This is a genomic window from Pseudomonas sp. NPDC099000, assembly GCF_044759925.1.
Taxonomy (GTDB): Bacteria; Pseudomonadota; Gammaproteobacteria; order Pseudomonadales; family Pseudomonadaceae; genus Aquipseudomonas.
In genome coordinates this window covers 21,941-48,321 of the sequence record NZ_JBIWAF010000011.1, presented here as the reverse complement: position 1 = coordinate 48,321, position 26,381 = coordinate 21,941, and the positions used below count along the sequence as shown (strand labels likewise).

23 protein-coding genes are annotated in these 26,381 nt (G+C 61.0%); 14 read left to right on the top strand and 9 right to left on the bottom strand.

Annotated features, from left to right (window positions below; all coding sequences use genetic code 11):
• Positions 1 to 19: 19 nt before the first annotated feature.
• From ACIQV9_RS15455 to gcbA, 3 genes are all read right to left on the bottom strand, one after another.
• Positions 20 to 1,771 (bottom strand): protein-disulfide reductase DsbD, encoded by a 1,752-nt coding sequence (locus tag ACIQV9_RS15455; RefSeq protein ID WP_403102887.1) that lies wholly within the window; start codon positions 1,769 to 1,771, stop codon positions 20 to 22.
• A gap of 166 nt (positions 1,772 to 1,937) precedes the next feature.
• Positions 1,938 to 2,981 (bottom strand): methyl-accepting chemotaxis protein, encoded by a 1,044-nt coding sequence (locus tag ACIQV9_RS15450; RefSeq protein WP_403103095.1) that lies wholly within the window; start codon positions 2,979 to 2,981, stop codon positions 1,938 to 1,940.
• Between the two features lie 955 nt (positions 2,982 to 3,936).
• The gene (gcbA, locus tag ACIQV9_RS15445) at positions 3,937 to 5,607 is read right to left on the bottom strand and encodes a diguanylate cyclase GcbA (protein ID WP_403102884.1); all 1,671 of its coding nucleotides are present in this window, start codon (positions 5,605 to 5,607) and stop codon (positions 3,937 to 3,939) included.
• A 409-nt stretch (positions 5,608 to 6,016) separates the two neighbouring features.
• On the opposite strand from gcbA, the gene ACIQV9_RS15440 reads away from it, so the two are divergent.
• The 7 genes from ACIQV9_RS15440 (at position 6,017) to ACIQV9_RS15410 (ending at position 13,691) form a co-directional block, all read left to right on the top strand.
• Positions 6,017 to 7,084, top strand: a complete 1,068-nt coding sequence (locus ACIQV9_RS15440; protein ID WP_403102875.1) for a DUF2333 family protein — start codon at positions 6,017 to 6,019, stop codon at positions 7,082 to 7,084.
• A gap of 3 nt (positions 7,085 to 7,087) precedes the next feature.
• Positions 7,088 to 7,645: an NUDIX hydrolase gene (locus tag ACIQV9_RS15435; protein ID WP_403102872.1), complete on the top strand. Its 558-nt coding sequence runs from the start codon at positions 7,088 to 7,090 to the stop codon at positions 7,643 to 7,645.
• 292 nt (positions 7,646 to 7,937) lie between these two features.
• Positions 7,938 to 8,309, top strand: a complete 372-nt coding sequence (locus ACIQV9_RS15430; protein WP_010463867.1) for a translation initiation factor Sui1 — start codon at positions 7,938 to 7,940, stop codon at positions 8,307 to 8,309.
• Between the two features lie 223 nt (positions 8,310 to 8,532).
• Positions 8,533 to 10,446, top strand: coding sequence for an arginine decarboxylase (gene speA / locus ACIQV9_RS15425; protein ID WP_403102869.1), 1,914 nt, complete (start codon positions 8,533 to 8,535; stop codon positions 10,444 to 10,446).
• 234 nt (positions 10,447 to 10,680) lie between these two features.
• Positions 10,681 to 12,003, top strand: coding sequence for a type VI secretion system Vgr family protein (locus ACIQV9_RS15420; RefSeq protein WP_403102867.1), 1,323 nt, complete (start codon positions 10,681 to 10,683; stop codon positions 12,001 to 12,003).
• Positions 12,000 to 12,797 (top strand): DUF4123 domain-containing protein, encoded by a 798-nt coding sequence (locus ACIQV9_RS15415; RefSeq protein ID WP_403102864.1) that lies wholly within the window; start codon positions 12,000 to 12,002, stop codon positions 12,795 to 12,797. The genes ACIQV9_RS15420 and ACIQV9_RS15415 overlap by 4 nt, the downstream gene beginning before the upstream one ends.
• A gap of 18 nt (positions 12,798 to 12,815) precedes the next feature.
• Positions 12,816 to 13,691 carry an alpha/beta hydrolase gene (locus ACIQV9_RS15410; RefSeq protein ID WP_403102854.1) on the top strand — a complete coding sequence of 292 codons (876 nt, stop codon included), beginning with the start codon at positions 12,816 to 12,818 and terminating at the stop codon, positions 13,689 to 13,691.
• Here ACIQV9_RS15410 and ACIQV9_RS15405 read toward each other — a convergent pair.
• Entirely contained in the window at positions 13,685 to 15,034 is a 1,350-nt protein-coding gene (locus ACIQV9_RS15405) for an MATE family efflux transporter (RefSeq protein WP_403102851.1), read from the bottom strand. The genes ACIQV9_RS15410 and ACIQV9_RS15405 overlap by 7 nt on opposite strands.
• Positions 15,035 to 15,097: 63 nt before the next feature.
• Positions 15,098 to 15,391, bottom strand: a complete 294-nt coding sequence (locus ACIQV9_RS15400) for a hypothetical protein (protein ID WP_403102849.1) — start codon at positions 15,389 to 15,391, stop codon at positions 15,098 to 15,100.
• Between the two features lie 187 nt (positions 15,392 to 15,578).
• On the opposite strand from ACIQV9_RS15400, the gene ACIQV9_RS15395 reads away from it, so the two are divergent.
• The 5 genes from ACIQV9_RS15395 to ACIQV9_RS15375 all read left to right on the top strand — a co-directional run bounded on the left by ACIQV9_RS15395 (position 15,579) and on the right by ACIQV9_RS15375 (position 19,828).
• Positions 15,579 to 15,881: a MazG-like family protein gene (locus ACIQV9_RS15395; RefSeq protein ID WP_403102846.1), complete on the top strand. Its 303-nt coding sequence runs from the start codon at positions 15,579 to 15,581 to the stop codon at positions 15,879 to 15,881.
• Complete coding sequence (locus ACIQV9_RS15390; protein WP_403102844.1) at positions 15,881 to 16,630, top strand: methyltransferase domain-containing protein; 750 nt, start codon at positions 15,881 to 15,883, stop codon at positions 16,628 to 16,630. The genes ACIQV9_RS15395 and ACIQV9_RS15390 overlap by 1 nt, the downstream gene beginning before the upstream one ends.
• A gap of 12 nt (positions 16,631 to 16,642) precedes the next feature.
• Complete coding sequence (locus ACIQV9_RS15385; protein WP_403102841.1) at positions 16,643 to 17,260, top strand: DUF4136 domain-containing protein; 618 nt, start codon at positions 16,643 to 16,645, stop codon at positions 17,258 to 17,260.
• A gap of 54 nt (positions 17,261 to 17,314) precedes the next feature.
• Positions 17,315 to 17,878: a DUF4136 domain-containing protein gene (locus ACIQV9_RS15380; protein ID WP_403102838.1), complete on the top strand. Its 564-nt coding sequence runs from the start codon at positions 17,315 to 17,317 to the stop codon at positions 17,876 to 17,878.
• A 108-nt stretch (positions 17,879 to 17,986) separates the two neighbouring features.
• Positions 17,987 to 19,828 (top strand): pilus assembly protein TadG-related protein, encoded by a 1,842-nt coding sequence (locus ACIQV9_RS15375; RefSeq protein ID WP_403102836.1) that lies wholly within the window; start codon positions 17,987 to 17,989, stop codon positions 19,826 to 19,828.
• Here the strand turns inward: ACIQV9_RS15375 and ACIQV9_RS15370 are convergent.
• Positions 19,798 to 22,566 (bottom strand): ATP-binding protein, encoded by a 2,769-nt coding sequence (locus tag ACIQV9_RS15370; RefSeq protein WP_403102834.1) that lies wholly within the window; start codon positions 22,564 to 22,566, stop codon positions 19,798 to 19,800. The genes ACIQV9_RS15375 and ACIQV9_RS15370 overlap by 31 nt on opposite strands.
• Positions 22,563 to 23,003, bottom strand: coding sequence for a TadE/TadG family type IV pilus assembly protein (locus ACIQV9_RS15365; RefSeq protein WP_403102833.1), 441 nt, complete (start codon positions 23,001 to 23,003; stop codon positions 22,563 to 22,565). Before ACIQV9_RS15365 ends, ACIQV9_RS15370 begins: the two co-directional genes overlap by 4 nt.
• Before the next feature lie 75 nt (positions 23,004 to 23,078).
• Here ACIQV9_RS15365 and ACIQV9_RS15360 point away from each other — a divergent pair, with 75 nt between their 5' ends.
• Complete coding sequence (locus ACIQV9_RS15360; RefSeq protein ID WP_403102830.1) at positions 23,079 to 23,573, top strand: prepilin peptidase; 495 nt, start codon at positions 23,079 to 23,081, stop codon at positions 23,571 to 23,573.
• Positions 23,574 to 23,658: 85 nt separating this feature from the next.
• Entirely contained in the window at positions 23,659 to 24,429 is a 771-nt protein-coding gene (locus ACIQV9_RS15355) for a response regulator transcription factor (protein WP_403102827.1), read from the top strand.
• Positions 24,430 to 25,377: 948 nt separating this feature from the next.
• On the opposite strand, the gene ACIQV9_RS15350 is transcribed toward ACIQV9_RS15355, so the two are convergent.
• Together ACIQV9_RS15350 and ACIQV9_RS15345 are read right to left on the bottom strand one after the other, a co-directional pair.
• Positions 25,378 to 25,653, bottom strand: coding sequence for a DUF3613 domain-containing protein (locus ACIQV9_RS15350; protein WP_403102824.1), 276 nt, complete (start codon positions 25,651 to 25,653; stop codon positions 25,378 to 25,380).
• A 13-nt stretch (positions 25,654 to 25,666) separates the two neighbouring features.
• A complete protein-coding gene (locus ACIQV9_RS15345) occupies positions 25,667 to 26,380 on the bottom strand; it encodes a hypothetical protein (RefSeq protein WP_403102822.1) in 714 nt (237 codons plus the stop codon).
• Position 26,381: the final 1 nt, after the last annotated feature.

Below are 26,381 nucleotides of genomic sequence, written 5' to 3'. Positions count from 1 at the left end.
GAAATATGTGACCGGCTTATTAAATCCGGTCATTTGCTTTCGCAACACGTTCGGCGAAGTCGGTGGCGCTGATCTCGCCGATCACTCGTACATCGGCGCGTTCGACACCGTCCTTGCCGAAAAACATCAGGGCCGGAGGGCCGAACAGTTTGTAACGATCAAGCAGGGCGCGCTGTTCGGCGTTGCTGGCGGTGATGTCGAAGCGGACGAGGCGATAGCCCTTCAGGCGTTCGACGACGGTGGCGTCGCTGAGCACTTCGCGTTCGATGACTTTGCAGCTGATGCACCAGTCGGCGTACCAGTCGAGCAGCAGCGGGGTGCCGGCGGATCGGGCTTCGGCGAGGACGCGATCGAGGTCCGCCGGGGTGCTGATGGTTTGCCAGGCGCTGGTGTTTTGCGGCTGTTCATTGCCGGCAGTCATGCGCGGTTGGCCAATCGGGTTGAACGGGTCGGTCTGCCCGCTGAACGCCCCGAACCAACAGGCCAGCGCGTAAAACAGCAGGAACATCCCGAGCAGTTGGCCAAGGCGTTTTCGAGGCGGTTTGTAGACGAACTCCAGTGCGCCCATGAACAAGCCGACGCCACCGGCCAGCAAACCGATCAGCAGCAAGGTGATCTGCCCCGGCAATACGCGACTGACCAGCCCGATCGCCAATCCCAGCAACAACACGCCAATCGCATTTTTCACATAGACCAGCCACGGCCCGCTTTTCGGGAGCCAGGCTGCGCCGCCGGTGGCCACGAGTAACAGCGGAGCGCCCATGCCCAGGCCGAGCATGAACAGTTTCAATCCGCCCCCCAACGCATCGCCGCTGGCGCTGATGTACAGCAGCGCACCGGCCAGTGGTGCCGACACGCAGGGCGACACCAGGAGGCTGGACACCACGCCCAGCACAGCGGCGCCCCAGAGCGAACCGCCCTCGGTGCGCCCGGCGATCCGGTCGAGGCGACTGCTGATGGCCTGTGGCAACTTGAGTTCGAACACCCCGAACATCGCGAGGGCAAACACCGCAAAAAACATCGCGAACGGCACCAGCACCCACGCCGATTGCAGGCGCGCCTGAAGGTTGAGCTGAGCGCCGAACATGCCCATCAACGCCCCCAGAATGGCGAAGCAGACGGCCATCGGCAGCACGTAAGCGAGCGACAGATTGAAGCCGCGCAACCCGCCGACCTGACCACGCAATACCACGCCCGAGAGAATCGGCAGCATCGGCAGCACGCACGGGGTGAAGGTCAATCCCAAGCCGGCGAGAAAGAACAAGGCGAGTTCGCGCCAACTCCAGCTCTGGGCCGTGGTGGGTGTCGGTGCGCCAACGCCTTCAATGTTCAGGCGTTCGGTTTCGGGCGGATAACACAGGCCCTTGTCGGCGCAGCCCTGATAGGTCACCGCCAGCGTGAAGGCACGCGGATCGGTGCGCGGTACTTCGATGTCGAGAATGCCGTGATAGACCTCGACATCGCCAAAGTACTCATCGTGCTTTTGCTCGCCCTTGGGCAATTGCGCCGCGCCAAGGACAACCTCGGCCGGTTCGGCGCGAAACTGAAAGCGGTGCCGATAGAGGTAATAACCCTCGGTCGCGACGAAACGCAGCTTGATCGATTGCGGCGTGCTGTCGACCAGGCTCAACTGAAACGCCTCGCGCACCGGCAGGAAGTCGGCGCTGTTGTTGATCGAGCCCAGGGTGGAACTGGGCCGACTCTCCAGCAACCCGGCGGCGGCGGCCGGCAGGGCGAGCACTAAAAGCAGCAGGCAAAGCAAACGGCGCATGACAATCTCGCGTATCGGAATTGGGGGCATGATAGCGGACAGTCGTTCGGATTGCCCCGCCCCTGTAGGAGCGAGGCTTGCCCGCGAAGAACGATTACGCGGTTTGCCTGAGTAACCGCAGTATGGTTCGCGGGCAAGCCCCGCTCCTACAGGGCGTGGTGGTCTGTCAAACGCGGAAAGCCTGAACGGCTGTATGCAACCGCCCGCCCAACACCAAGAGATTCTCCCCCTGCACGCGTCCTTCGCCGATGCGCAGCAAGTTATCCCCACCCAATTGGTGGATACGTTCGCTGTGATCGCGGATCTCACTGACGGCACCACTCTGCTGCGCAGTGACATCGGCAATGCGCACGGCGGTGTCAGAAATGGTCTGGATCGCCCCGACGATTTTATCCAGCGCGCCATCGGCAGCCTGAGCCTGATTGGCCGTGGCTTCGGCGTGTTCGACCTGGGAGCGCATGCCTTCCACCGATTGCCGCGCGGCGGTTTGCAGGCCGGCGATCAGGGTCTGGATCTCTGCCGTGGCCCCGGCCGTGCGTTGCGCCAGTGAGCGAACCTCCTCCGCCACCACCGCAAACCCTCGACCCATCTCCCCGGCGCGGGCGGCTTCGATGGCGGCGTTCAGGGCCAGCAGGTTGGTCTGGTCGGCAATCGAGCGGATCACCGTCAACACGCCGCCGATGGTCGCCGACTCTTCGGCCAGGTGCTCGATCATTTGCGCATTGCCTTGCACTTCACCCACCAGCGCATGCAGGCCGGTGAGGCTCAGGCCGATGACTTTCTGGCCGTGCTCGACTGCTTGTCCGGCATGGCGACTGGCGTCGGCGGCCTGGCTGGCATCGCCGGCGACCTGTTGAATCGTCGCCTCCAGTTCACCGAGAGAATCACGGATCAGCGCCGTATCGCCGGCCTGGTGTTCGGCGCCGCTGTGCAAGTCGTTGCTCAACTCAGCCAGGGTGCGGCTGCTGCCGGCGACTTGCTCGGCATTGAGGCGAATGGTCCCCACCAGGTCCACCAGATAGGCGCGCAAGCGATTGAGCGAGGCTTCAATGTCATGCAGTTCACGATTGGTTTTGCCCAGTTGAATGTCCTGGCTGAAGTCGCCTTCGGCCCAGGTCGACAGGGCCGGGGCGAGGTTGGTCAGCGTCCGGGCCAGTTTCCGTTGCAAGGTGTCGATCAGCAACGCGATCAGCAGGATCAGGCCGATCATCACGCCTTGCATCAAGCGCACTTCGCCCTGGATCTGCCCGTGCTGGGCGCGGACCACCGGCTCCAGTCCGGCAATGGCCTGCTGCACGTCGGCAATTTTCAGGTGCGTCGCGGTGCTGAGGTCGGTGCGTTTCTGGATCTGCTCGCGAGTGCGCGCCAGTTCAGCGGGGTAACGCGTCAGCAAGCTGTTGAGTTCCCGTTTGAGGCCGACACCGGCATCTTCGGCGACGGTTTTTTCGGTGTTCTCCAACCCCATCATCGCGGCGAAATCATCGGTGCCGGATTCGCTGCTCGCGGCCACGCCGAGCAGCGGCAAGGCGCCGATCAGCTCAGACTGCGCACGGATGCTGGCGACTTCGCGCTCGACATCGGCGGCCAGTTCACTGCGACCGCTGCTGACCAGTTTGTCCCGGGCCAACGACAGTTTGCCCAAATGCTGGGATGCGGCGAGCAAGGGTGCGAGGTACGCCGCGTTGCCGCTGGCGTATTGGCTGAGTTGGTCGAGGCTTGCGCCGAGTTCGCGTTCGGCTTGCAGCAGCAGCGCCTGAGGATCGCCGGCGAGTTTGCCGGCGGCCAGCAGATCGGTTTTGCTGAATTCACTCAGGTTCGACAGGCTCGGACGCAAGGTGTCGGACAGGGCCGGCGGCAACTCGCCGAGCTCTTTTTGCAGGTTGTCGATGGCCTGGCTGGCGCTGCTCAGGCGCAGGGCATCGCCGCTGGCGAGGTAATCCTCGACGTTGCGCGCCACTTCATTTTGAAATTGCTGGGACAAACCGAGGTAACGCTCCATCAGCAGATAGGGGCGCTCGAGGGCTTTTTGTGACCACCAGAGCGTCGCGCCAAGGGCCACGCACACGGCGACTAAAAGGAGGGTATTGAGATTGGTCAGCAGCTTCAGGCGCATCGCGGGTCTACCAACGGCAGAATGGTAAGCGCCTGAAGTTATTGCGTTTCTGTTACAGGGTTATGACCGAATGGGTCCATTCCGATGAAAAAGTGGCACTTTGCTTTGACGTCCGCGCAGCCTGCACGCGGTTACGTCCACCGTCCTTGGCGCGGTACAGCGCTTCGTCGGCCTGGCTGGCCATCATCAGGCTGTCGGAGTGTTCGCACAGCTCCACCACCCCGGCACTGAAGGTGCACCACAAATCCTGGGGCTGGGCCGGGTAGTGGATTTCGGCAAACCGCTGACGGATTTCATCGAGCACTTTGTGCGCCGCTTCGAGATCGGTGTCCGGCATGACAATGGCGAATTCTTCACCGCCATAGCGACCGATGAAATCGGTCTTGCGCAACCGCTGCTTGAGGAACAGCGCCAGGCTCTTGATGACCCGGTCGCCCATGGGGTGGCCGTGGCTGTCGTTGACCCGTTTGAAGTGGTCGATGTCGAGCATCGCAAAACTCAGCGGCTTGCTCTCGCGGCGGGCGCGGAAGCTGCAGTCTTCGAGCAATTGCAGGATGTGGGTGTGGTTGTACAAACCGGTCAGGCTGTCGCGCACCATCCGCGCTTTCAGATTGCGCGCCCGCGCCGCGCGGTTGCGCACGGTGGTAATCAGGTGCCGCGGCTTGATCGGCTTGGTCAGGAAGTCGTCGCCGCCTTCACTCATGGCGTCGAGTTGCTTGTCCAGGTCATCTTCGGCCGACAGGTAAATGATCGGCACGCTGACGTAGCGGTCGTTGTGCCGGATCACCTTGGCCAGTTCCGTGCCGGTGCAGGTCGGCATGTACATGTCGAGGATGATCAGGTCCGGCTGAAAGTCCGCCAGTTCGGCCATGGCCTGAATCGGGTCGATCAAGGTGCGCGTGACGATTCCGGCGCTGTTCAGCAGGCGCTCGGTGTGCAAGGCCTGGGCGCGGGAGTCGTCGATGATCAGCACTTTATAAGGTTCGTACTGGGCGACACAGGTCAGGACTTCGATCTTCTCCAACAGGCTCGAAGCTTCGAGGGTGCCGGTGAGAAATTCCTGGCCACCGGCGCGCACGGCGGCGAGGCGGGTCGGGGTGTCGGTTTCGTGCAAGCTGAAGAACAGCAGCGGTAAAGGCTCGTCCAGTCCGACCTGGGCCTCGGCGGCCAGTTTCAGGCCGATGCCGGCGCCACTGAAGTCCACGTCCATGACGATCGCCGCCGGCAGGCGCTCGACCATTGAGGAGCGAAACGCAGCAACGCTGTCCAGGGATTGGGCGCTGAGCCCGAAAAATTCCAGCTGCTTGGCCAGGCGCTCGGCGCGGTCGTGATCCTGCAGCATCACGTAGATCGGCTTGCGCAGCGGCGGCAGAAAGGTTTGTTCCAGCTGATCGCCGTGGCGCAGGCCGGTGCGCGACAGGCGCTGCATCAAGCGGTTGAGGTCGGTGATCAGCCCGCTGCTCAGGCGTCCGCGATTGGCGTCGACAGCCTCCAGCGACTGGCCGATGTGGCGCGCCAGTTGGGTGTGTTCAGGTTGCTCGAAACGCTCGGCGAACCGCAGCAGGCGCAGGTTGGCCTCGCTCAGTTCCGATAAATCGGTGGTGGACCACTCGCTGCGTTGCAGGCGCTGCCATATCTCAAGAATCTGACGTGCCTGATGAATTACCCGCTGGGCAAAGTGGTGCTTGAGGCGCTCACGGCTGGGGTCTTCTGGCTCGGTCATATCCTGACTACTAGTTAGGGTGCATGCTGAGATCGACTGGTGGCTCTATGCTAGCACCTCTTTCCAATCCCATGAGCGTCGTGTGTCAATAATCTGCAAAGCGGCATCATTCAGTTTCTGACTGGCTGGTCGCATAGGCTCGCCGCGGTACGCAATACTTGTAGCAGCTGGCGAAGCCTGCGTTTGGCTGCGAAGCAGTCGTAAAACCTGAGCGCGAGGTATTCCTGAAACACCGCATCGACTGATTTCACGACTGCTGCGCCGCCGAACGCAGGCTACGCCAGCTGCTACAAAGATGTGTGCTTCATTTATAGTGGTGCCTCGACCCGATTAATGCGCGGCAAACGAGGCACGATGGCGTAGGGTTGTGGTCGAACCGATGAACTCAAGTGATTGAAAGGATATCGCCATGCTGGACTGGAAGAATCGCGCGGGCAGCGCGCCTGAACGTGCCGCTGAACCGAAATCGGCCACCCGCAGTTACGTCGGCGGCCTGTTGTTCAGCCGGGCGCTGGCCACGCTGATTGGCCTTTACCTGCTGGTGACGATTGGCCTGGGTTGGTATTGGAGCCAGGAGCCTGCGCTGTTCCCGGTTCAACAAAATGCCCAGGTGGCAGCCGAGAAAGAAGGCAAGCAAATGGTCATCGGGTACACCACGGTGGAAACCCTCAAGACCGTCGCCGGCACGTTGCTGAGCAAGCCAGGCGGCTATATTTCCAACGACCGTTTCCCGCCGGGCCTGTGGATGGACAACACACCGAGTTGGGAATATGGCGTGCTGGTCCAGGTCCGCGACCTGAGTCGTGCCATGCGTAAAGACTTCGCGCGTTCTCAGTCGCAGTCCACCGAAGACGCCGACCTGGCCAAGGCCGAGCCGCGTTTCAACTTCGACAACAAGAGTTGGGTGCTGCCCTCCAGTGAGTCCGAATACCAGGAAGGCATCAATTCCCTGAGCCGTTATCAGGCTCGCCTCTCCGATCCAAGTCAGAAAAGCGCGCTGTTCTATGCTCGCGCCGACAACCTGAACAACTGGCTGGGCGATGTCGGTACCCGTTTGGGTTCGCTGTCGCAACGGCTGTCGGCCAGCGTCGGCCGGGTCAAGCTCAATACTGCACTGAAAACCGAAGTCCTGGCCCCGGGTCAGGTGCCGCAGGTCGATGAAGAAATCGTTGAAACCCCGTGGATGCAGATCGACAACGTGTTCTACGAAGCCCGCGGCCAGGCTTGGGCCTTGTCCCATCTGCTGCGCGCTATCGAAGTCGACTTCGCCGATGTGCTGGCCAAGAAGAATGCCACGGTCAGCGTGCGTCAGATCATTCGTGAGCTGGAAGCTTCGCAAGAGCCGGTGTGGAGCCCGATGATCCTCAACGGCAGCGGCTTTGGCGTGCTGGCCAACCACTCGCTGGTCATGGCCAATTACATCTCCCGGGCCAACGCCGCAGTGATCGATCTGCGTCAATTGCTCAATCAGGGCTGAGTCATGGGTGATAACGCCAAAGAGGCCGCCCATCGCGCGGCCTCGGATGCCGAACAGATCGCCTGGGTCGACGAGCAGGACAACCTGCTCGGCGCCCTGGTCCGTTCCGACCTGCGCGAACGCGGGCTGATCGGGCGCGGCACCTACATCATGCTGTTCAATTCGGCCGGTGAGCTGTGCGTTCACCGTCGAACCCTGAGCAAAGCCATTTACCCCGGTTACTGGGATGTGGCGGCGGGCGGCATGGTGCTCGCCACCGAGACGTATGCCGAGTCGGCTGCCCGTGAACTGGAAGAAGAGCTGGGCGTGAGCGGCGTGGAGTTGACCGCCCACGATCACTTTTTCTTCGAGGACACCGGCAATCGCCTCTGGTGTTCGGCGTTCTCGGCTGTGTGGGACGGCCCGTTGATCCTGCAACCGGAAGAGGTGCTGGAAGCGCGCTTCCTCCCCATCGATCAGGTCCTTCTGGAAATTCAGCAAAAGCCTTATTGCCCGGACTCCCTGGCCGCGTTGAAGCGCTATCTGCGCGCCCTTGGCGAGGACGTCGCAAAAGAGCTGTAAATTGGCGCCGATTGGCTCTTAGCAAGTCGGCTTTTTGCCGTTACACTGCGCGACCTTTTCAAGCTGAACCAGCATTGCTCTCTGTAGGAGCGAAGCTTGCTCGCGAAGTACGTTAACGAAAACGCGTGCATCCAGATTGTATGCATCGTCCTTGCGTTCTTCGCGAGCAAGCTTCGCTCCTACACGTCTGTACCGGTTCAGTAGCGCTGCCCCTGCCTGAGTGGGGCTTCGCGGTCGATGGCAGCTTCCCAAGTTGCCGCGACCAGTCTTTGTCCTCCCAAGAGGATTGCCGGTGGCCAAAAAAGCCGCATCCTTCGCCGCCCTTGGTGGCCTGGTATTTTCCACCGACGCAGGTCGTCATTGCCCGGATTGCAGTAAACCGGTGGACGCCTGCATCTGCAAACAGACCGTTATCCCCGCCGGCGACGGCATCGCTCGCGTGCGTCGCGAAAGCAAGGGGCGCGGCGGCAAGACGGTGACCACCATCACCGGCGTGCCGTTGGCGGAAGAAGCGCTCAAGGACCTGGCCACTACGTTGAAGAAACGCTGTGGGACCGGGGGAGCGTTGAAAGACGGAATCATCGAAATCCAGGGCGATCATGTCGAGCTACTCTTGGCTGAACTGATCAAGCTGGGTTTCAAAGCGAAGAAGTCCGGCGGCTAGCAGCCTCTGTGAAAACCACCCTCGGCTTGATCCAGTCCCGATTCAACTCTGGCCTGGCGTCGTCTACATGGTTTTCACAGAGCCTGTTCTGAACGGTTTCTAAACTCAGTGCTGAATGTGAGGTCTATGGCCCTTGCATGCAGGCTAATCGTCATTTTCATTCTTTAGACTGCGCCGGCCTGAACCCAGGCGACGCTCTATGACTTCTTTATAGGGGACTTCAATGTCCGTAAGACGCACACGCAAAGACGATGGCAGCCAATGGACAGTTGCGGACAGCCGCAGTGTTTACGGGATTCGCCATTGGGGGGCCGGGTATTTCGCGATCAATGACGCCGGTCGCGTCGAAGTTCGTCCGAACGGTCCGACCAGTTCGCCTATCGACCTCTTCGAGCAAGTCGACCAGCTGCGCAAAAGCGGCCTGTCCTTGCCGCTGCTGGTGCGTTTCCCTGACATTCTGCAAGACCGCGTGCGTCAGCTGACCGGCGCGTTCGACGCCAACATCGAGCGCCTGGAATACCAGAGCAAGTACACCGCGTTGTACCCGATCAAGGTTAACCAGCAAGAAGCGGTGATCGAGAACATCATCGCTACCCAAGACGTGTCCATCGGCCTGGAAGCCGGCTCCAAGCCTGAGCTGCTGGCCGTGCTGGCCTTGGCGCCGAAGGGCGGCACCATCGTCTGCAATGGTTACAAGGATCGCGAGTTTATCCGTCTGGCGCTGATGGGCCAGAAGCTGGGCCACAATGTGTTCATCGTGATCGAGAAAGAATCCGAAGTCGGGCTGGTGATCGAAGAAGCCGCCTCGCTGAAGGTCAAGCCTCAGGTCGGCCTGCGCGTGCGTCTGTCGTCCCTGGCGTCGAGCAAGTGGGCAGATACCGGCGGTGAAAAATCCAAGTTCGGCCTGTCGGCGGCACAATTGCTGTCGGTGGTCGAGCGTTTCCGCGCTGCCGGTCTGGATCAGGGCATTCGCCTGCTGCACTTCCACATGGGTTCGCAGATCGCCAACCTGGCGGATTACCAGCACGGCTTCAAGGAAGCGATCCGTTATTACGGGGAGCTGCGTAACCTTGGCCTGCCGGTGGATCACATCGACGTTGGCGGCGGTCTGGGCGTTGACTACGACGGTACGCACTCGCGTAACGCCAGTTCGATCAACTACGACATGGACGATTACGCCGGTGTCGTGGTCGGGATGCTCAAGGAATTCTGCGACGCGCAGAGCCTGCCGCACCCGAACATCTTCTCCGAAAGCGGCCGCTCGCTGACCGCTCACCACGCCATGCTGGTGGTGCAAGTGACCGACGTCGAGAAGCACAACGACGACGTGCCGCAAATCGAGAATAAGGAAGCGCTGCCGGAAACCGTGCAGTGGCTGGTTGACCTGTTGGGCCCGACCGACATCGAGATGGTCACCGAAACCTACTGGCGCGCCACGCACTACATGAGCGACGTGGCCACCCAGTACGCCGATGGCAAGCTGACCCTGGCCGAGAAAGCCCTGGCCGAGCAATGCTACTTCGCCGTGTGCCGTCGCTTGCACAACTCGTTGAAGGCGCGTCAACGTTCGCACCGTCAGGTGCTCGACGAGCTCAACGACAAGCTGGCCGACAAGTACATCTGTAACTTCTCGGTCTTCCAGAGCCTGCCGGACACCTGGGCCATCGGCCAGGTCCTGCCGATTCTGCCGCTGCACCGTCTCGATGAAGAGCCGCTGCGCCGCGCCGTGCTGCAGGATCTGACCTGCGACTCCGACGGCAAGATCAAGCAATACGTCGACGAGCAGAGCATCGAAACCAGCCTGCCGGTTCACGGTTTGAACGAAGGCGAGGACTACCTGCTGGGTATCTTCCTGGTCGGCGCCTATCAGGAAATTCTCGGCGACATGCACAACCTGTTTGGTGACACCGACTCGGTGAACATCTACCAGAACGCCGACGGTAGCGTGTACCACGCCGGTATCGAAACCCACGACACCATCGAAGACATGCTGCGTTACGTGCACTTGTCGCCGGAAGAGCTGATGACCCACTACCGCGACAAATGCGCCAGTGCGCGCATCACCGCCGCCGAGCGTACCCAGTTCCTCGACGCTCTGCGCCTGGGCCTGACCCGTTCGTCTTACCTGTCTTCTTGAGGTAAGGCACCGCTCTCAGCAGGTTGTCTGAAAACTTTCCGCACGCTGCGGGAAATTTCAGATGGCCTGTTGGGATGCTTCCCCGATTTAAAGCGAAATGACTCACATCCCCGGCTATCCAAGCGATCTGGTCCTCTTTTCGCGTAGGTCATTTCCTAAGTTGTACTTCGGCTCTCTACTCGGCCAACTCTCTCGGAGAGAATCCCCGGCCGCCCCTCCTGTAGAGAATCGCCGATGTTCGATCCAGTCAACGAGCCGTCATTTCGTCTGGATGTAGAGGGTCTGCCCGACCCCGTTGAGGTTTTGGCCTTTACCGGCAGTGAAGCGATCAGCGAACCCTTTGTGTTCGACGTGGATCTGCTGATCGATGACCCGACACTGGACCTGGCAAGCCTGCTGTACCGCCCGGCCTTTTTGCATCTCGGGCCGCCGGGGACCGGGTTTCATGGGCAGTTGCATGAGCTTGTCCAGGCTGCCCATGGCGCCGGGCCCAGGCTTTGTCGTGTACGCCTGAAGCCGAAACTGGCCTGCCTGGCCCAGCGTTTCAGCCAGCGCATCTTCAGCAACCGCTCTGTACCCGAGATCCTCGCCCAGGTACTCAAGGAACATGGCATTGCCGGCAAGGATCGGCGCTTTGACTTGAGCGGCGATTATCCACCGCGTGATTTCTGCACGCAGTACCGGGAATCGGATCTGCAGTTCCTCCAGCGTCTGTGTGCTCAGGAACGGCTTCACTACCACTTCGAGCATCGCCGGCGCGGGCACAGTCTGGTCTTTAGTGATGGGCCGGGGCCATTTCAGTGGGAAGCCGAGATGGTCTTTGACCTCGACACCGAACAGCCTGGCGTGCAGCAGTTCAAGGTTCAAGGCAACACGCAGGCTGGCGAAGGTCAGACGAACTTGACCACGTTGCGCAGCGGCCAGCGGGTTCTACTGTCCGGCCATCCGTGTACGGACTGGAACCGTCTCTGGCTGTTGATCCATGTCGAGCATCAGGGAGGGCAGACGCCGGGGTCTGCTTATGGCAACCAGATCCGCGCTGTTGCGGGGGCGTTACCGCTCGCGGCGCCTCATTTGGTCATCAGCCCCCGGATGCATAGCCTGCAGCGGGCGTGGGTGGTCGATGTCGATGAGCCGCAACCCGATTCATCCAGGCCGGTTGCCGTGCAATTTGACTGGGTCTATCAGGGTGAAGGCGCTGCCCCCAGCCACTGCTGGCTGCCGTTGGCGCCGGAATTGGGTGGCGCGCATGCCATGCCGTTGGGTGAAGGTGCGCAGGTGCTGGTGAGCTTTATCGAAGGGGATCCGGATCAACCGTTAATCACCGGGTTTCTTCCCGGTGCCCCTTTCACTCAAGCGTCAGGCTTGCCCGAACTTCCACCCATCGCGGCGACCGATGACAACACTGCTGGCGACGGTTTATTGCGCTTGTTGCAATCCAGCGAACCGATCGTGCTGCTGTGTCTGTTGCCTGGCGGGGGCAGTTTCAGCCATTGCACGCAAGCTTTTTGCACCTGCCGGGCAGTGACGGGGCTTGGCCAGAGCGGTGCGGCATGATCGTCGCCCAGGCGCCGGACTCAACCGCGCAATGGCTGTTGCTCGACGTACCGGGGCAGCCCCGGGCCGGTGCGATGCTGCGTGAGCAGTTTGCGCAGGCCCGACGGTTCTGGCTGTTCGAGGGCACCGAATTGCAGTCGTTACGCGAGCACGGGCCGGTGTTGGTCGACCTCAAGGGATGCCCGGCGCTGGCCGAGTTGTGCCTGCGCGAACCGCACATCTGGAGCGGCTTGTTACTGGTCAGTGAGGCTTCGCCGTCGCAGTTGCTCGAGCATTTGCGCCGCATGCTCACGGTCACCTTTGGCCTGCACCACCGCGCGTTGTTGAGCTACTACAACCCCCACACCGCCAGTTACTTTTTCGATGCTTGCGATGCTCTTGAACTGAGTCGCTGGCTGGGGCCGATCAGTCAGTTGCGCTGGTTCGGCGGCACCTGGGCCGACCGGGCCATCGGCAGTCAGGGTTGGCAGCAGTTGTTCAATCCGGGGCTTGCCGTCATCCCGTTGGCCATCGAAGAAAACCTGACGCCTCGTCAGCGGGACACCTTGCAAACCTGCCTGCTTGAACAGCACGCCTGGCATTGGAGCCGGTCCACCGGGACCGACTACAACAGTCTGTGGGCCCTCGTGCAGGAGGGGCTGGCGCTGGGTTTCAGCGAACGCCCGGTGCTCGATGGCTGGTTATGGCTACGCTTGCAGTATCCCGACGCTTTGCCCGTGCAGCCATTACCGGGCATCACTCAGCAGGAGCGTCTCGATAGCCTGCGCAACCTGTGGCAGAACGATCAACCCTGAACACGAGGTTCGACATTGATGCCGAGTAAAATCCGCTGGCTGTTCGGCCTGACCATGGGCGTCTTTTTGCTGGCCATGGTGACGGCATGTTCACCGCTGAAAATGCTCAATGCCCTGACCCCCGACAGCACGTTCGACAAGACCGAGGGCATTGCCTACGGCGATGATCCGCGGCAGAAACTCGATGTGTATGTGCCTCGTCATTCTCTGGAGAGCGCTCCGGTGGTGGTGTTTTTCTACGGCGGCAGCTGGAACAGCGGTTCACGCAGTGATTACGGTTTTGTCGGCGAGGCACTGGCGTCGCGAGGGATCGTTGCGGTGCTGGCGGACTATCGGCTGTATCCACAGGTGCGCTATCCATTGTTCCTCCAGGATGGCGCCAAAGCCGTGGCCTGGACTCACAAACACATTCGGCAATTTTCCGGTAACCCGCAGCGGCTGTACCTGATGGGTCATAGCTCCGGGGCTTATAACGTCGCCATGCTGGCGCTGGACCCCGGTTTGCTGGGAGCGGTGGGGATGTCGCCGCACGATCTGAGTGGCTGGATCGGTCTGGCCGGGCCTTATGATTTTCTGCCTATCCAGAATCCGGATGTGCGGCCGGTATTCTTCTGGCCGGATTCACCGCCCCAGTCGCAGCCCATCAACCACGTCAGTCGAGGCGCGCCGCCAGCCTTGTTGATGGCTTCGCGCGACGATGAGGTGGTCAACCCGACGCGTAACACTGGTGGCCTGGCGCTGAAGTTGCGCCAGGCCGGGGTGCGGGTTCAGGACTTCTATTTTGCCCGCACCGGCCACGCCACGCTGGTGGCGACGCTGTCTCGGCCCATGCGGGGTTTGGCGCCGGTGCTGGATGAGGTCACGTCCTTCGTTAAATCCATGCCGACTCAGTGAGCTTTGCCTGCGAACCAGCCGTCGATCTTGCGTAAATACCAGGCCAAAGCGCCGAGGGTCAGGCTGCGCAGCAACATGAACAACAAGAAAGTTATCCACAGCCCATGATTGCCCAGGCCTTGCAGCGCCCAGGCGAACGGCAGCAGCAGAATGACCGTCAGCAGCATGCCGTTGCGCATTTCCCGGGCGCGGGTGGCGCCGATGAACAGCCCGTCGAGCAGGTAACTCCAGACCGCAATCAGCGGCAGCGCGGCGAGGTAGGGCAGGTAGATAAACGCGGTGTCGCGCACGCTCTGAATGTCGGTCTGCATTTCGATGAACAAATGCCCGGCGAAGGCGAACAGCACCGCAAAGCCCAGGCTCGCCAGCAACGACCAGCCGCAGGCAACCACCAATGAGCGACGCAGCGCCTCTCGATCGCGCGCGCCGATGGCATGCCCGCACAGGGCTTCCACGGCATGGGCCAAACCATCCAGTGCGTGAGCGGTCAGCAGCAAACCGTTGAGCAGCAAAGCATTGGCGGCGACGGTGGCATCACCGAGCCGTGCGCCCTGTACGGTGATCAGGAAAAACACCGATTGCAGCGCCAGGCTGCGGATGAAAATGTCGCGGTTGACCGCCAGCAGTGGCCGCCAGCTCTGCCACAGCGCCAGCGCGGCCCAGGCGATGTGACCGGGATAGGCGCGCAGGGCTTTACGGGTCATGAACAGGCCGATCAGCGCGCCGGTCCATTCGGCGATCACCGACGCCCGGGCTGCACCGACCACGCCCCAGTCCAGTCCGAGCACGAACCACAGGTTCAGCGCGATGTTCACCAGGTTGGTGCTCAGCAGAATCGCCAGCGGCGCCCGGGCGTTCTGGGTGCCAAGGAACCAGCCGACCAGTGCATAACTGGCCAGCGCCGCCGGCAGGCCGAATAGCCGTGTGTGGAAAAACTCGCGGGTGAGTTGGTCGAGCTCGGTCGAGGGTTGCATGAAGTGCAACGCGACGCCGCTCAACGGAACGCCCAATGCGCCCAGGACAATGGCCAGCCCCATCGCCAGCAACAAACCCTGCAGCAAAATCTGCCGCAACGCCGCACCATCCTCGCGGCCGGCGGCCTGGGCGGCGAAACCGGTGGTGCCCATGCGCAGAAAACCCATGCCCCAGGCCAGGAAGGTGTAAAGGCTGGCCCCGACCGCGACGGCGCCCAACTGATGGGCGTGGGGCAGGTGGCCGATGACGGTGCTGTCGACCAGTGCCACCAGCGGAACCGAAATGTTTGAAAGAATCATCGGCGCAGCCAGCGCCCAGACCCGACGATGGGTAGGGCGGTCGCGCCAGTCGGCAATCAGGTTGGACATGCAGGCTCCTTGAGGAGCGGGCATTGTAGCGGGAGGTGTCGTATTAATGTGGGAGCGGGAGTGTTAGTGGATGATCCAGCTCAGCAACCAAAGCCCCAGCACCAACCAGATGATCCCCATGATGATCGACGCATTCATGAACGCCCGGATCGCCGACCACAGCAGCATCAACCCCAGGATCAGCGTAATGATGCTGATGATCGATGTGTCCATGCCCAGCGCCCTGGACAAGCCTTCGACAAAATTGCTGCCGGCATGGCTCAGCAGGTTGAACAAGCCGCTGAGGCCATCAACGATAAACCGGATGACCGAACCGAGTGCCTGGCCGAGCCATTCGAAGAAACTTTCTACCTGCATGTCGTGAACGTCCTGATGTAAGTGGTGGCGTGCTTGCCGGACTTGGGCCATGGATTACGGTGCCGAGTTCCCCACAAGCATAGAGCGTTGCATCGCACCTGTGGGAGCGGGCTTGCTCCCACACTCAATCTACCCACTTGCCATCCCCGATCATCCCCCCGAAGCTATACGCCTTCAGGAGAGCCCGATGAACCTTGTTGAACTGACCGAACGCCTGCACGCCATCCGTGACCGCAATGACTGGCGGCAATTTCACAGCCCGAAAAACCTGGCCATGGCCGCGAGTGTGGAAATGTCCGAGCTGGTGGAGATTTTCCAGTGGCTGACCGAAGACCAGTCGCGCCAATTGCCGACGGACAAACTGGCCCACGCCGGGCAGGAAATTGGCGACATCGTGCTCTATCTATTGCTGCTGTGCAGCGAGTTGGGACTGGACATGAATGAAGTGGTGCGCAACAAACTCGCGGACAGTGAACGGAGGTTCAGCTGATGAGCGATCGTCATTTCGATCAACTGGCGACCCGGTTTGCCGAAAAAATCTACGGCGGGGCCAAAGGCGCGATCCGCCTGGCGGTGCTTCAGGCCGACCTGGCCGAAACCCTGCCGGACCGGCCGCTGCGCGTGCTGGATATCGGCGCGGGCCTCGGCCACATGTCGTTGTGGCTGGCCCAGCGTGGTCATGACGTCACGCTGGCCGAACCCGCCGAACCGATGCTCGACGGCGCCCGCCAGCGTTTCGCCGCCGCCGGCCAGACCGCCACGTTCATTCAGGCTCCGTGGCAGGATTTGCTCGGCCGGCTCACCGAGCCTTACGACCTGGTGCTGTGCCACGCCGTCCTCGAATGGCTGGCCGAACCCCATGCCATCTTGCCGGTGCTGCATCAGTTGACCAAACAGGAGGGTTGGCTCTCCCTGGCCTTCTACAACCGCGATGCGCTGATCTACCGCAACTTGCTCAAAGGCCATTTCCGCAAGATGCGCAAGAACGACATGGCCGGCGAGAAGCAGAGCCTGACCCCGCAGCAGCCCCTTGATCCACGTGAACTGGCGGCGCAACTTGAGGGCCTGTGGCAGGTCGAAACCCAGAGTGGGGTGCGGGTTTTCCACGACTACATGCCGGTGGAATTCCAGGCCCGCGCCGAACTCGTGGACCTGCTCGAAATGGAGCTGGCTCACCGTCGTCACCCAAGTTTTGCCGGGCTTGGGCGCTATTTGCACTGGATCTGTCGGCCAGTCTGATCGGAGCGCAACATGAAAAGTCGTTCAGGGTTACTGGTGATCTGTCTCGGGTTGGCGGCCTGCCAGGGCAGCAACCCTTATGTGGCGACCTCCAACCCCTTGCCGCCCGCACCGCCTCAGGCGGCCAACACCTTCGACCGCAGCGCCTACCCGGCAGCGCCGCGTGACTATGGGCGTTACCGCAGTTGGGCCTGGCTCGACGGGCAACTGCCACCGGGCAGCGCCTGGGCAGACTCGGCCCAGGTCGCCGAAGCGGTCAGCAACGCCCTCGATCAGCGCGGCTTGCGTCCGTTGCACGATAACAACCGCCCGGCTGACCTGTTTGTCAGCGCCGACCTGCACCTGGAAACCCGCTTGCGTCAGGTTCGGGACGACTATGGTTACTACGGCGGCGGTTATGGCGGTTACAACCGCTACGGCAGCGGTTACGGCATGTACAACACCGTGCCGATCGTTCGGACTTATCAGGAACAAGTCGTGGTGGTGCGCGTTGATTTGTTTGACGCTCAGAGCGGTCAACCGGTGTGGAGTGCCAGCGCCGAAACCAGCAACCGGGGCAGCCAGAGCGAGCGTGCCGATGCGATACGCGAGGCTGTAGAAAAGGCGATGTCGGCGTATCCTCCTAGTTAGCTTCTGTAGGTAAGAAGCATTGCGCAGGTTCATGTCTTCAACCGGAGAAATATCATGTTCCGCCGTCTCGCTTTACTGGCTGTGGCCGCGCTGCTCACTGCCTGCGCCGGCAGCCAGGTCAATAATGACTTCGATGCCAGCCGCGACTTCGCCGCCTATCGCAGCTGGAGCTGGAAAGAACCCGCCCTGCAATATCGCCCCGATGACCCACGGATCAAGAGCGACCTGACTGAACAACGCATCCGCCAATCGGTGACCGATCAACTGGATCAGCGTGGCCTGCGTCCGGCTGCGGATGGCAAAAAGGGCGATTTGAGCGTGCAGACCTATCTGATCGTCGAGCAGCGCCAGCAACAAGTAACCACCAACTACGGCGGCGGCGGCGCTTGGGGTAATCCATGGAACGGCTACTGGGGCGGGCCGATGTACAACGAAACCCGTAACGTCAGCTACAAAGTGGCGATCATCCAGATCGACCTGCTCGACGGCAAGGACGGCAAACTGGTGTGGCGTGGCAGTGACGAGCAGATACTCAGCCGCACAACGAACCCGTCGGATCGCAGCACGGCGATACGCGAAACGGTCGGGCGAATTCTCGCCAACTACCCACCCAAATAAACACCACAAAACCACTGGCATGTTGCCAGCAGTTTCGCCAAGTCTTGACTACACTGCTGTTCACCCATGGAGGTAGCCCTCGGCTGTGCACCGGCAAAGGAGTGCGCGATGTCTCACCGCTTGCAGTTTTGCGGCCCGGTCCGGCAACGGGGCGCTATCGGTTTGATGGCGGCGCTGACACTGGGCATGGCCCTGATGTTTATGCTGGTCGTGGTCGACAGCGGTCGTTTGTATCTGGAAAAACGCGACCTGCAGCGCGTGGCGGACATGGCCGCACTCGAAGCTTCCACGCTAGGGGGGGATTGCGCCACCGGGGCTACGGCAACCGTCTATGCCAGCGCCAGTGCAAACCGTAACGGCTTCACCTTTCCTGGCCCCGATCGCAACCTGCTGGTCGCTTGCGGTGCCTTGACCCTGGACGCCAATAACCTTCGAGTGTTTGGCCCCGACCCGAGCAAAAGTGAAGCCATTCGGGTGATCGCCAGCCATTCGGTCCAGCAGAGTTTCGCCGGCGGCATCGGCGCCCTGTTCGGTGGCGCTCCTGCTAACTCAACCATTAACCTGAGCGCCACGGCGGTCGCGGCAGTTACGGGACCGCCGATTGCTCAATTGAGCATTCGCAGCACGTTGGTTGACGTTAATTTGCTGAACGATTTTTTGTCCGGTTTAAGCGATGCTCCTATCAACCTGAGCGTCGCGAGTTGGAACGGTTTAGTGGCCGCCAATATCAACCTGCTCAAATACATGGACCAGCTCGCCATTGACCTGCAGGTCGCCGCAGGCGATTACACCCAACTGCTCGGTGCCGATGTCACTGTGGGCCAGTTACTCCGGGCCGCCGCGACGGTCGCTCAGGCCAATGGCGCTACGGCGGACGTACAGATCGGTTTGAATGCGCTGGCCAGCACCCTCGTCAGCCCTCTCAAGGTGCACTTGGGTGACATTTTGCAGTTGCAGGCGGGCAGCACTGCTTCCGGTTTGAACGCCAACATAAACGCACTTCAGCTAGTTCAGGCTTTTATCGAACTGGGCAACAGCAAGAGTGCGGTGGCAGGCACCCTTCCAGTGAATTTGCTGGGGCTGGGCCTCGGGGCAACCGCAAAACTCAAAGTGATCGCCCCTCCGCAGTTGTCAGTGGTGGGCAATCCAGCTTTGGCAAAACTTGCGCCAATGGGTGTCGATCGAATCTACGTGCGAACCGCCCAGGTCCGGGTGTTGGTGACCCTGGATTTGTCTTTGGTCACCAATCTGCTCGGTGCAGTGACGGGGATCTTGTCCGTTGTCACCGGGTTACTGGGACTCGACTTGTATGTTTTGCCCAGTCCAAATCTGGATGTGAGTCTTGAAGCGGGTGGCGGCAGCAGTTACGTCACCGATTACACCTGCGCCAGCGAGACCAATAAAAGCCTGACAGCCTTCGCCACCACCACAGTGGCCGAGTTGAGGGTTGGACGGGTCAATTCGGATTGGGCCTCCTCGACGGTACCCCTGAGCGTCACGCCCATAACCTTGCTCGACATCCGGCACGCCGGCGTTCCGTTTTCCGGCGGTGGCGCTGAACTCAGGATCGACAGTCCCGTCGCCCCAACCAGTGCTACGTCCACGTTCATCAATCCACCGAAGGTCGGGCTGGCCCCCTCGAATCCGCCTTACACCTTGACGGCCACCAACGCGATCTCCGGCTTGTCGCAAGCCGTCAACCCCTTGCCATTGACGGTCCACACGCCGTCGTTCACGCCAAACTTCCTGTTAAGCGCTGTCTTCGATTTGCTGAACTCACTGCTCTCTGGCGTGTTATCGCTGTTGACGACAACATTGAGTTCGATCCTCAGTCCATTGCTGGACAACCTGCTCAACACGGTCCTGAAAACCCTGGGAATAGAGGTCGGGAAAATTCAGGTCGGCGCCAACCTCAGCTGTCACTCCGGGCGAGCATCGCTGGTGATCTGATCGTCGGTGGCGATTGGCAGCTCAACGCAAAACCGCGCGCCCTCGACGGAATTTCTTGCGCTCAGGCGACCGCCCATGTTCTCGACGATGCCGTAGCTCACCGACAACCCGAGCCCGGTGCCGACTCCCACCGGTTTGGTGGTAAAGAACGGTTCGAAAATCCGCTCCAGCAGGCGATGATCGATACCGCCGCCATTGTCCTCGACCCATAGCCGCACCGAATGCGCATCGTGCTCGGTGTACAGCGAAATCCACGGCTTCAACTCAGGACGAGTTTCGCGTCGGGCGAGCAGCGCATCCCGAGCGTTGACCATCAGGTTGATCAGGACTTGTTCCAGCTGATCAACATGGCCGCGCACCAGCACGTCAAAACCGGTCTCGCTGACCCGCAGGTCGACCCCTTTGCCGCGCATGCCTTCGCCCAGCAGCGACAACGTGCCCTCGATGGCCCGCGCCGGATTGAACGGGCGCTGCTCGATCTCCGAGCGGCGACCAAAGACCCGCATGTGATCCACCACCCGTGCGGCGCGCTGGACCTGTGCATCGATACGGTTGAGCTTGTCAGTCAGGTAATCGATCTGCACCTCACCGGTGCCCAGGCGCTTGAGCACGTTGACGATCGCCATGCGCATCACGTTCAGCGGTTGATTGATTTCATGGGCCAGCCCGGTGGCCATTTCGCCGAGGGTGGCCATCTTCGCGCTCTGGGTGAGTTGTTGCTGGGAGCGTCGTACTTCGGTGTTGTCGCGGCCCACGGCCTGGATCTCAAGCAGGCGGCCCTGATCATCGAACACAGCGCGATCCGACCAGACCCACCACGCGTGTTCCCGCCCCGGCAATTGCAGGTTGATCTCGGCCGTACTGACCGGGAACTCCGGGCTCAACTGGCTGAGTCGCTGGAGGAACGCTTCGCGCTGCCCCTGCGACATCCAGCTGCCCAGATTGACCCCCGGCAGTTGCTCGGGCAGGCACTCCAGATACGTCGCCAGTGGCCGGTTGCCGAAGGTCAGGGTCAGGTCCGGGCGATAACGACAGATCATCACCGGAGAGTCTTCGACGAGGATTCGATAACGTTCCTCGCTTTGCTTGACCTGCTCGGCGGCGAGGGTCGCTTCAGTGACGTCCAGCCATAGCCCGACGGCCTCCACTGGCAGGCCGAGATCGTCGCGCAACAGTTTGGCCTCGTCGAGCAGCCAGTGGTAATCACCGCGACTGTCGCGCAACCGATAGCGGGCGCGCACCGAGCCTTCGCGCAGCAAGTGGCGGGTGCGTTCGAAGTAGTGATCGCGGTCCTCGGGATGGACCCTTTCCAGCAACGCCCCTGCGGTGCAATCGGCGAGTGTCCAGCCGAGCAACGGCAACAGGCTATCGCTGAAGAAAGTCGGTACCAGCGCACCTTCTACATAGCGCTGCACGTAAATCACCGCCGGCGAACTGGCGATCAGGTTGTCCAGGCGGGCGTGGGCCGCGGCGGCGTGTTGCTGCTGGTTTTTGATGTCGCTGATGTCGAGCATGAAACCGACCAGACGCCGGTTTCTGCCAACGCCCAGCGCCTGGCCTTGCAGGCGATACCAGAGGGGCGATTGCGCGGCGTCGGTGCGATGCAGGCGCACGCACAGCAGCAACGACGTGCCTTCGTTCTGCAAGTCTTGCAGTCGACTGTTCAGTTCATCGCGGTCGGCGGGATGCACCTGCTCGAGCCAGTCCTGCAGCGGCATACGGGTGTTCGCCAGGTTCAATGTGCTGGCCAGTGATGGCGCCAATTGTACTTCGCGACTGTCGCTGAACACTTCCCACCATCCGGTGCCGAGCAATGCTTGCAGGGATTCCAGCCGTTCCAGCTGCAGATGGTGCCGGTTCTCACGCAAGCGCTCCAGCAAAGGGGCGGCGAGCGCGCCGACGAGCTGCAGCCAGTCGCGGTCGATCAGGTCCGGCGCTCGTTGTTGCACCGGGAAAAAGCCGCACAGCAGCCACGCAACCACGCCCTGGGCGTCGTGATAGGGCACCGCGAATCCTTCGGCATTACCGAAGGTGCCTTGCAGGCGCGGGTGTTCACTGGGCGTCAGGCGCTGGGGCGCCGAGCCGTTCAAATTGTCGAGACCGCTGCCCAGGCGCTGGCCGTTTTGCCACAGCTGGGGAGCATCGGCGGCCGCGTAATGCTGGTGAATCTGCCAACCTTGTTCCTGCTCATCGAGCAACGCGATAGCGATACACGGGATCTCAAAGCGCTGGGCCAGGCCTTGCAGTTGTTCCTCCAGCACCTCGGGCAGGCGCGTCAGGCTGCACAGACGCAACTGTTCACCGATGTGCGCCGCGAGCAACTGGCATTGGTCGCGGTTGCGCGATTGCCGGCGCTCGAGCAGCAAGTCGCCGATGTCCAGCAACTGCAACAGCCAGGTGTCAGCCAACGGCTGGACCCAGCCGCGCAGGTGCAAGGGTTGTCCGCTGAGGCTGAAAAAATCCAGATCCAGGAGTTGTCCCTGCCAGTCGGCAGGCCGGCCTTCCACGGAGAGGCTGCAATGTGGCAACAGGAAGTCGAGTAGATGCGCAGCCTGCGCGGCGGGTCTCTGCTGGGCCAGCGCATGCCGCAGCGGGCCGGTCAGGTGCGTCACTCGACCTTCGGCATCCAGATGCATCTGCAAGCCGACGCTCAGCACACTCAGGGTGTCCGCGGTTTCCTGCGGTGGTGGCGGATGGCGGTTGAGCAGACGCCCGAAGAGTTTATCCCCGGCACTCAAAATTGCAGACTCGAACTGGCGGTGAGCGTCGCCGGCAGATTGGGCACCGGGCCGATTCCCGGCAGCACCAGAAACGGAATGACCTGGTTCAACTTACTGGTGGGGTAATGGATGCTGACCTTCAGCACGCCGCCCACATAAGTGGCGCTGGCGTCGGTGGCGACGTTGAAATTCAACGCTGCAGGAATCCAGGCCAGCTGTCGACTCAACTCTGTGGTGGCGACGTTTCGCAGCGCGGCATCGTAACCGGGTGTGCTCGGATCCAGCGCCACACTGCGGCGCACCGCTTCGGCGGTCGACTGGTTGAACGACTGCATCAGCAACAGCGGCAGGCTGTAACTCACAATCCCGTAAAACACCGCGAAAAAGATGACAAACACCAAGGCGAATTCAATCGCGACGGCGCCTTTTTGCTTGCGGGGGAAGCCTGTTTCCATGACTGCGTCTACCCTGACAATCACTACGTGATATCAGCATAGAATCATTCAGCCAAAACGGACGTTTTTTACCGGATGCAGAGCTTTGTCCTACTGATCTGGCTGACGCTATGCGCAGCACAGGATGCTCGAGAACGGCACATCGCCAACGGCCTGACCCTTGGTGCCGCGGTGTTGGCGCTGGCATATTTGCTATGGACCGGCACCACGTGGCTGGGGACCGAGGCTGTGCAGGGTGGCTGGGCATTTTTGCTGGCGCTGGCGTTCACTTTGCCTGGCTACGCGATGAAACGGCTGGGGGCCGGGGACGTGAAACTGATGGCATCGCTGGGCCTGGCTACAGATGGCACGCACGTTCTAGGCAGTTTTATCGGCGCTGGATTGGCCAGTGTGATTTGGCTGATGCTGGCGCCAAGAGTCTGGCTTTATATGGGTCAAGAGCTTAGGAGTCGTCTTCGATACCTGAAGCCTGGAATGTCAAAGAAGCAGCCATTTGCACCCTTTGTGCTGGTGGGTTTTTTACTCACGCTCGGCTGGATTCACTGGGTATCCGTTCTATATACAGAGTAGGAAAGTGCGTCTACTTTCAAATCACTCGTTGTGCGGCCCATGGCTATCGGTACAACAACGGTCTTGATCCCGATGGGAGTTGTACGTGAACAAGCCTACCTCGGCAGTGAAAATCCTTGTGGTCGACGATCAGCTTTCGATTGTCGAAGAGCTCTGCGAATTCCTCGAAGTCAGCGGTTACCGCTGCGTGCCCTGCGAGTCCAGTCATCAAGCGTTGGAACGCTTCAACGAGGACGAAGATATCGGCCTGGTGCTCTGCGATTTGCACATGCCGGGCATGAACGGGATTGAGCTTGTTCAGGAGTTGCAACGGTTGTTCGGCAGGTACCGGGTGTTCGAAGCCATCATGCTGACCGGGTGTGCGGACAAGCAGGATGTGATCAAGGCGCTGCGGGCCGGGGTTGCTGATTACTATCAGAAGCCGCTGGATCTGCGGGAGTTGCTCGAAGGGGTGCAGCGTCAGGAAGTGGTTGTGCAGGAGCGGCAGAAGAGTATGCAGCTGGGGCATCTGGATCAGAAGCTGCAGTATCTGTCTGAGGCGATCGATGATCTTTATCAGGATCTGGATAAGGTTCGGCGTGGTCCGCAGGCGTCGGATTTTTCTGATGGCGATGTCAGTGAGCAGTTGCCGGCGATTTTCAGTCAGTTGTCGCCACGGCAGTTGGAGGTGGCGCGGTTGGTGGGCAAGGGGCAGACCAATTATCAGATTGCCTGTGAGTTGGGGATTACCGAGAACACGGTGAAGTTGTATGTGTCGCAGGTGTTGCGGTTGACGCATATGCATAACCGGACGCAGTTGGCGTTGGCGTTGGCGCCTGGTCATTCGGGATTGCGCCAGCGGGTGACGGCTCACTGATCCTGTACATCAATCTCCTGTAGGCGCTGACGAGTGAATCGAGGCTGCGATCTTTTTATCTTGATCTTGACCTTGGCGGCCTTAAAGCCGACCAGGTTCTTGTTGACTGGGTACATATCCATTCCTGCGGTAACGGCGACTGGCGGTTTCGCCCTTACGGCGACTCACTTTTTTGACAAACGCCTCAAAAAAGTAAGCAAAAAAAGGCTCGCCCCGAGCGTCCGGCCCCTCGCCTGGGCTCGGAGTTCCTTCGCTCCGGTATCCATCCGGGGACACTGCCCTCCGGTCTGCTTCGCGACGACCTACATGCAGCGTGTTCGACTGCGTCGAACGGCGCTACGCGCCACTCCCCGGATGAACACCTCCACTCAGCCTCCCGAAGGGGCGGGTAGATCAAGATCAAGAGCTGCAGGCGAGCTAACGCTCGGCCTGATGAGTGGTGAGAAGCAGGCGGTAAACGCCGATCCATTGTGGGAGCGAACCTGCTCGCGTTGGCGGCCTGGCAGGCGACCAATTTCTTGCAGGTGAACACCAAACCCTGTGGGAGCTGGCTTGCCAGCGAAGGCGGCCTGACAGCCGACCAATCTTTTGCAGATGTACACCGAACCCTTGTAGGAGTGAGCCTGCTCGCGAAGGCGGCCTGACCAGCCGTCCAATCTCTTGCTGATGTACGCCGAACCCTTGTAGGAGTGAGCCTGCTCGCGATGGCGGCCTGGCAGGCGACCAATTTCTTGCAGGTGAACACCAAACCCTGTGGGAGCTGGCTTGTCTGCGATGGCGGCCTGACAGCCGACCAATATCTTGCTGATGTACGCCGAACCCTTGTAGGAGTGAGCCTGCTCGCGATGGCGGCCTGACAGCCGGCCAATCTCTCTCAGATGTGCCCAGTCCACTGTGAGAGCAAGCCTGCTCGCGAAGGCGATGGATCAGGCGCAACAAATCTCAACACTACTCCCCAGACCCACTGCCCACCGCCCCCCCCTCATCCTGATCAAAGAACTGCGGTATCTCATGTTCATAGCTCTTCAACCACCGCTGCATGCTCAGCTCGCGCTCGGTCGCGGTTGAGGTCTGTGGTTTCTGTGAGGCGGCCTTGTTGCTGCTTTGCAGTTGCAGCCAGCCTTCGGTTTCCTGTTGTTGGGGCGAGGCGGGACCTGGGTTTATGGCGTGCGAGGTAAGCGGCAGGGCCAGCAAGACGAGGCAACAGAGGAGGTTCGGTTTCATCGAGAATATCTCCCTATTGAAGAGTCGGTGCGGTGACGACGGCCACCTGGTTCACCGCAGTCGCAGCAGTCTTGGTGGGTGTCTTGAGTTTCTCCGCGCGGGCCTGGGCTTCGGTGACTTGGGCGGGGCTCAGGCCGAGGCGGCTGACCAGTTCGGCGGCGCGGCTCCAGTCGTCCTGATAGATCAGTAGCGTTACCAGATTCACCGCCGCCAGCTGATCGCTTTGCTTGAGTTCCATGGCGGTCAGGAACTCAAAGCGCGCATCCTCCACGCGCAATTGATTGAGGTAGACCACTCCGAGGTCGTTGCGGATTTTTTCGTCGGTGGGCGCCAGTCGGACGGCACGTAGCAGATGAGCCTGGGCTTGGCCGTTGTCGCCCCTGGCAGCGGCGAGTTGGCCTAGGCCGTGTTCGGCTTCGGCGGCCCGGCAGCTGCCGAGCAGGCTGCGGTATAACGGTTCGGCTTCGTTGCGGCCGAGCAGTCGATAGACCTTGGCCTTGCGCAGGCGCACGTCGGACAGGTTATCGGGCAGGTTTTGCAGGTTGGCCAGGCTGGCGTGCAATTTGCCATTGGTGGCCATGTCGTCGGCGAGGTTCAGCGCCAGCTGTTCATCGGAGTTCAATTTGCCGCAACTGGCATTATTGGTCAGAGCGCTCCAGGGGACCTGGCCATTCGTAGCGCAACCGCTTAGTAACAGGAGACTAAAACCGGCAATGATTGCTTTCATC

What these genes read in the sequence shown, in the direction of transcription:
- ACIQV9_RS15455 (WP_403102887.1), bottom strand. Translation starts at nt 1,771, where the DNA reads ATGCGCCGTTTGCTTTGCCTGCTGCTTTTAGTGCTCGCCCTGCCGGCC.
- ACIQV9_RS15450 (WP_403103095.1), bottom strand. Translation starts at nt 2,981, where the DNA reads ATGATCGGCCTGATCCTGCTGATCGCGTTGCTGATCGACACCTTGCAA.
- gcbA (WP_403102884.1), bottom strand. Translation starts at nt 5,607, where the DNA reads ATGACCGAGCCAGAAGACCCCAGCCGTGAGCGCCTCAAGCACCACTTT.
- ACIQV9_RS15440 (WP_403102875.1), top strand. Translation starts at nt 6,017, where the DNA reads ATGCTGGACTGGAAGAATCGCGCGGGCAGCGCGCCTGAACGTGCCGCT.
- ACIQV9_RS15435 (WP_403102872.1), top strand. Translation starts at nt 7,088, where the DNA reads ATGGGTGATAACGCCAAAGAGGCCGCCCATCGCGCGGCCTCGGATGCC.
- speA (WP_403102869.1), top strand. Translation starts at nt 8,533, where the DNA reads ATGTCCGTAAGACGCACACGCAAAGACGATGGCAGCCAATGGACAGTT.
- ACIQV9_RS15420 (WP_403102867.1), top strand. Translation starts at nt 10,681, where the DNA reads ATGTTCGATCCAGTCAACGAGCCGTCATTTCGTCTGGATGTAGAGGGT.
- ACIQV9_RS15415 (WP_403102864.1), top strand. Translation starts at nt 12,000, where the DNA reads ATGATCGTCGCCCAGGCGCCGGACTCAACCGCGCAATGGCTGTTGCTC.
- ACIQV9_RS15410 (WP_403102854.1), top strand. Translation starts at nt 12,816, where the DNA reads ATGCCGAGTAAAATCCGCTGGCTGTTCGGCCTGACCATGGGCGTCTTT.
- ACIQV9_RS15405 (WP_403102851.1), bottom strand. Translation starts at nt 15,034, where the DNA reads ATGTCCAACCTGATTGCCGACTGGCGCGACCGCCCTACCCATCGTCGG.
- ACIQV9_RS15400 (WP_403102849.1), bottom strand. Translation starts at nt 15,391, where the DNA reads ATGCAGGTAGAAAGTTTCTTCGAATGGCTCGGCCAGGCACTCGGTTCG.
- ACIQV9_RS15395 (WP_403102846.1), top strand. Translation starts at nt 15,579, where the DNA reads ATGAACCTTGTTGAACTGACCGAACGCCTGCACGCCATCCGTGACCGC.
- ACIQV9_RS15390 (WP_403102844.1), top strand. Translation starts at nt 15,881, where the DNA reads ATGAGCGATCGTCATTTCGATCAACTGGCGACCCGGTTTGCCGAAAAA.
- ACIQV9_RS15385 (WP_403102841.1), top strand. Translation starts at nt 16,643, where the DNA reads ATGAAAAGTCGTTCAGGGTTACTGGTGATCTGTCTCGGGTTGGCGGCC.
- ACIQV9_RS15380 (WP_403102838.1), top strand. Translation starts at nt 17,315, where the DNA reads ATGTTCCGCCGTCTCGCTTTACTGGCTGTGGCCGCGCTGCTCACTGCC.
- ACIQV9_RS15375 (WP_403102836.1), top strand. Translation starts at nt 17,987, where the DNA reads ATGTCTCACCGCTTGCAGTTTTGCGGCCCGGTCCGGCAACGGGGCGCT.
- ACIQV9_RS15365 (WP_403102833.1), bottom strand. Translation starts at nt 23,003, where the DNA reads ATGGAAACAGGCTTCCCCCGCAAGCAAAAAGGCGCCGTCGCGATTGAA.
- ACIQV9_RS15360 (WP_403102830.1), top strand. Translation starts at nt 23,079, where the DNA reads ATGCAGAGCTTTGTCCTACTGATCTGGCTGACGCTATGCGCAGCACAG.
- ACIQV9_RS15350 (WP_403102824.1), bottom strand. Translation starts at nt 25,653, where the DNA reads ATGAAACCGAACCTCCTCTGTTGCCTCGTCTTGCTGGCCCTGCCGCTT.
- ACIQV9_RS15345 (WP_403102822.1), bottom strand. Translation starts at nt 26,380, where the DNA reads ATGAAAGCAATCATTGCCGGTTTTAGTCTCCTGTTACTAAGCGGTTGC.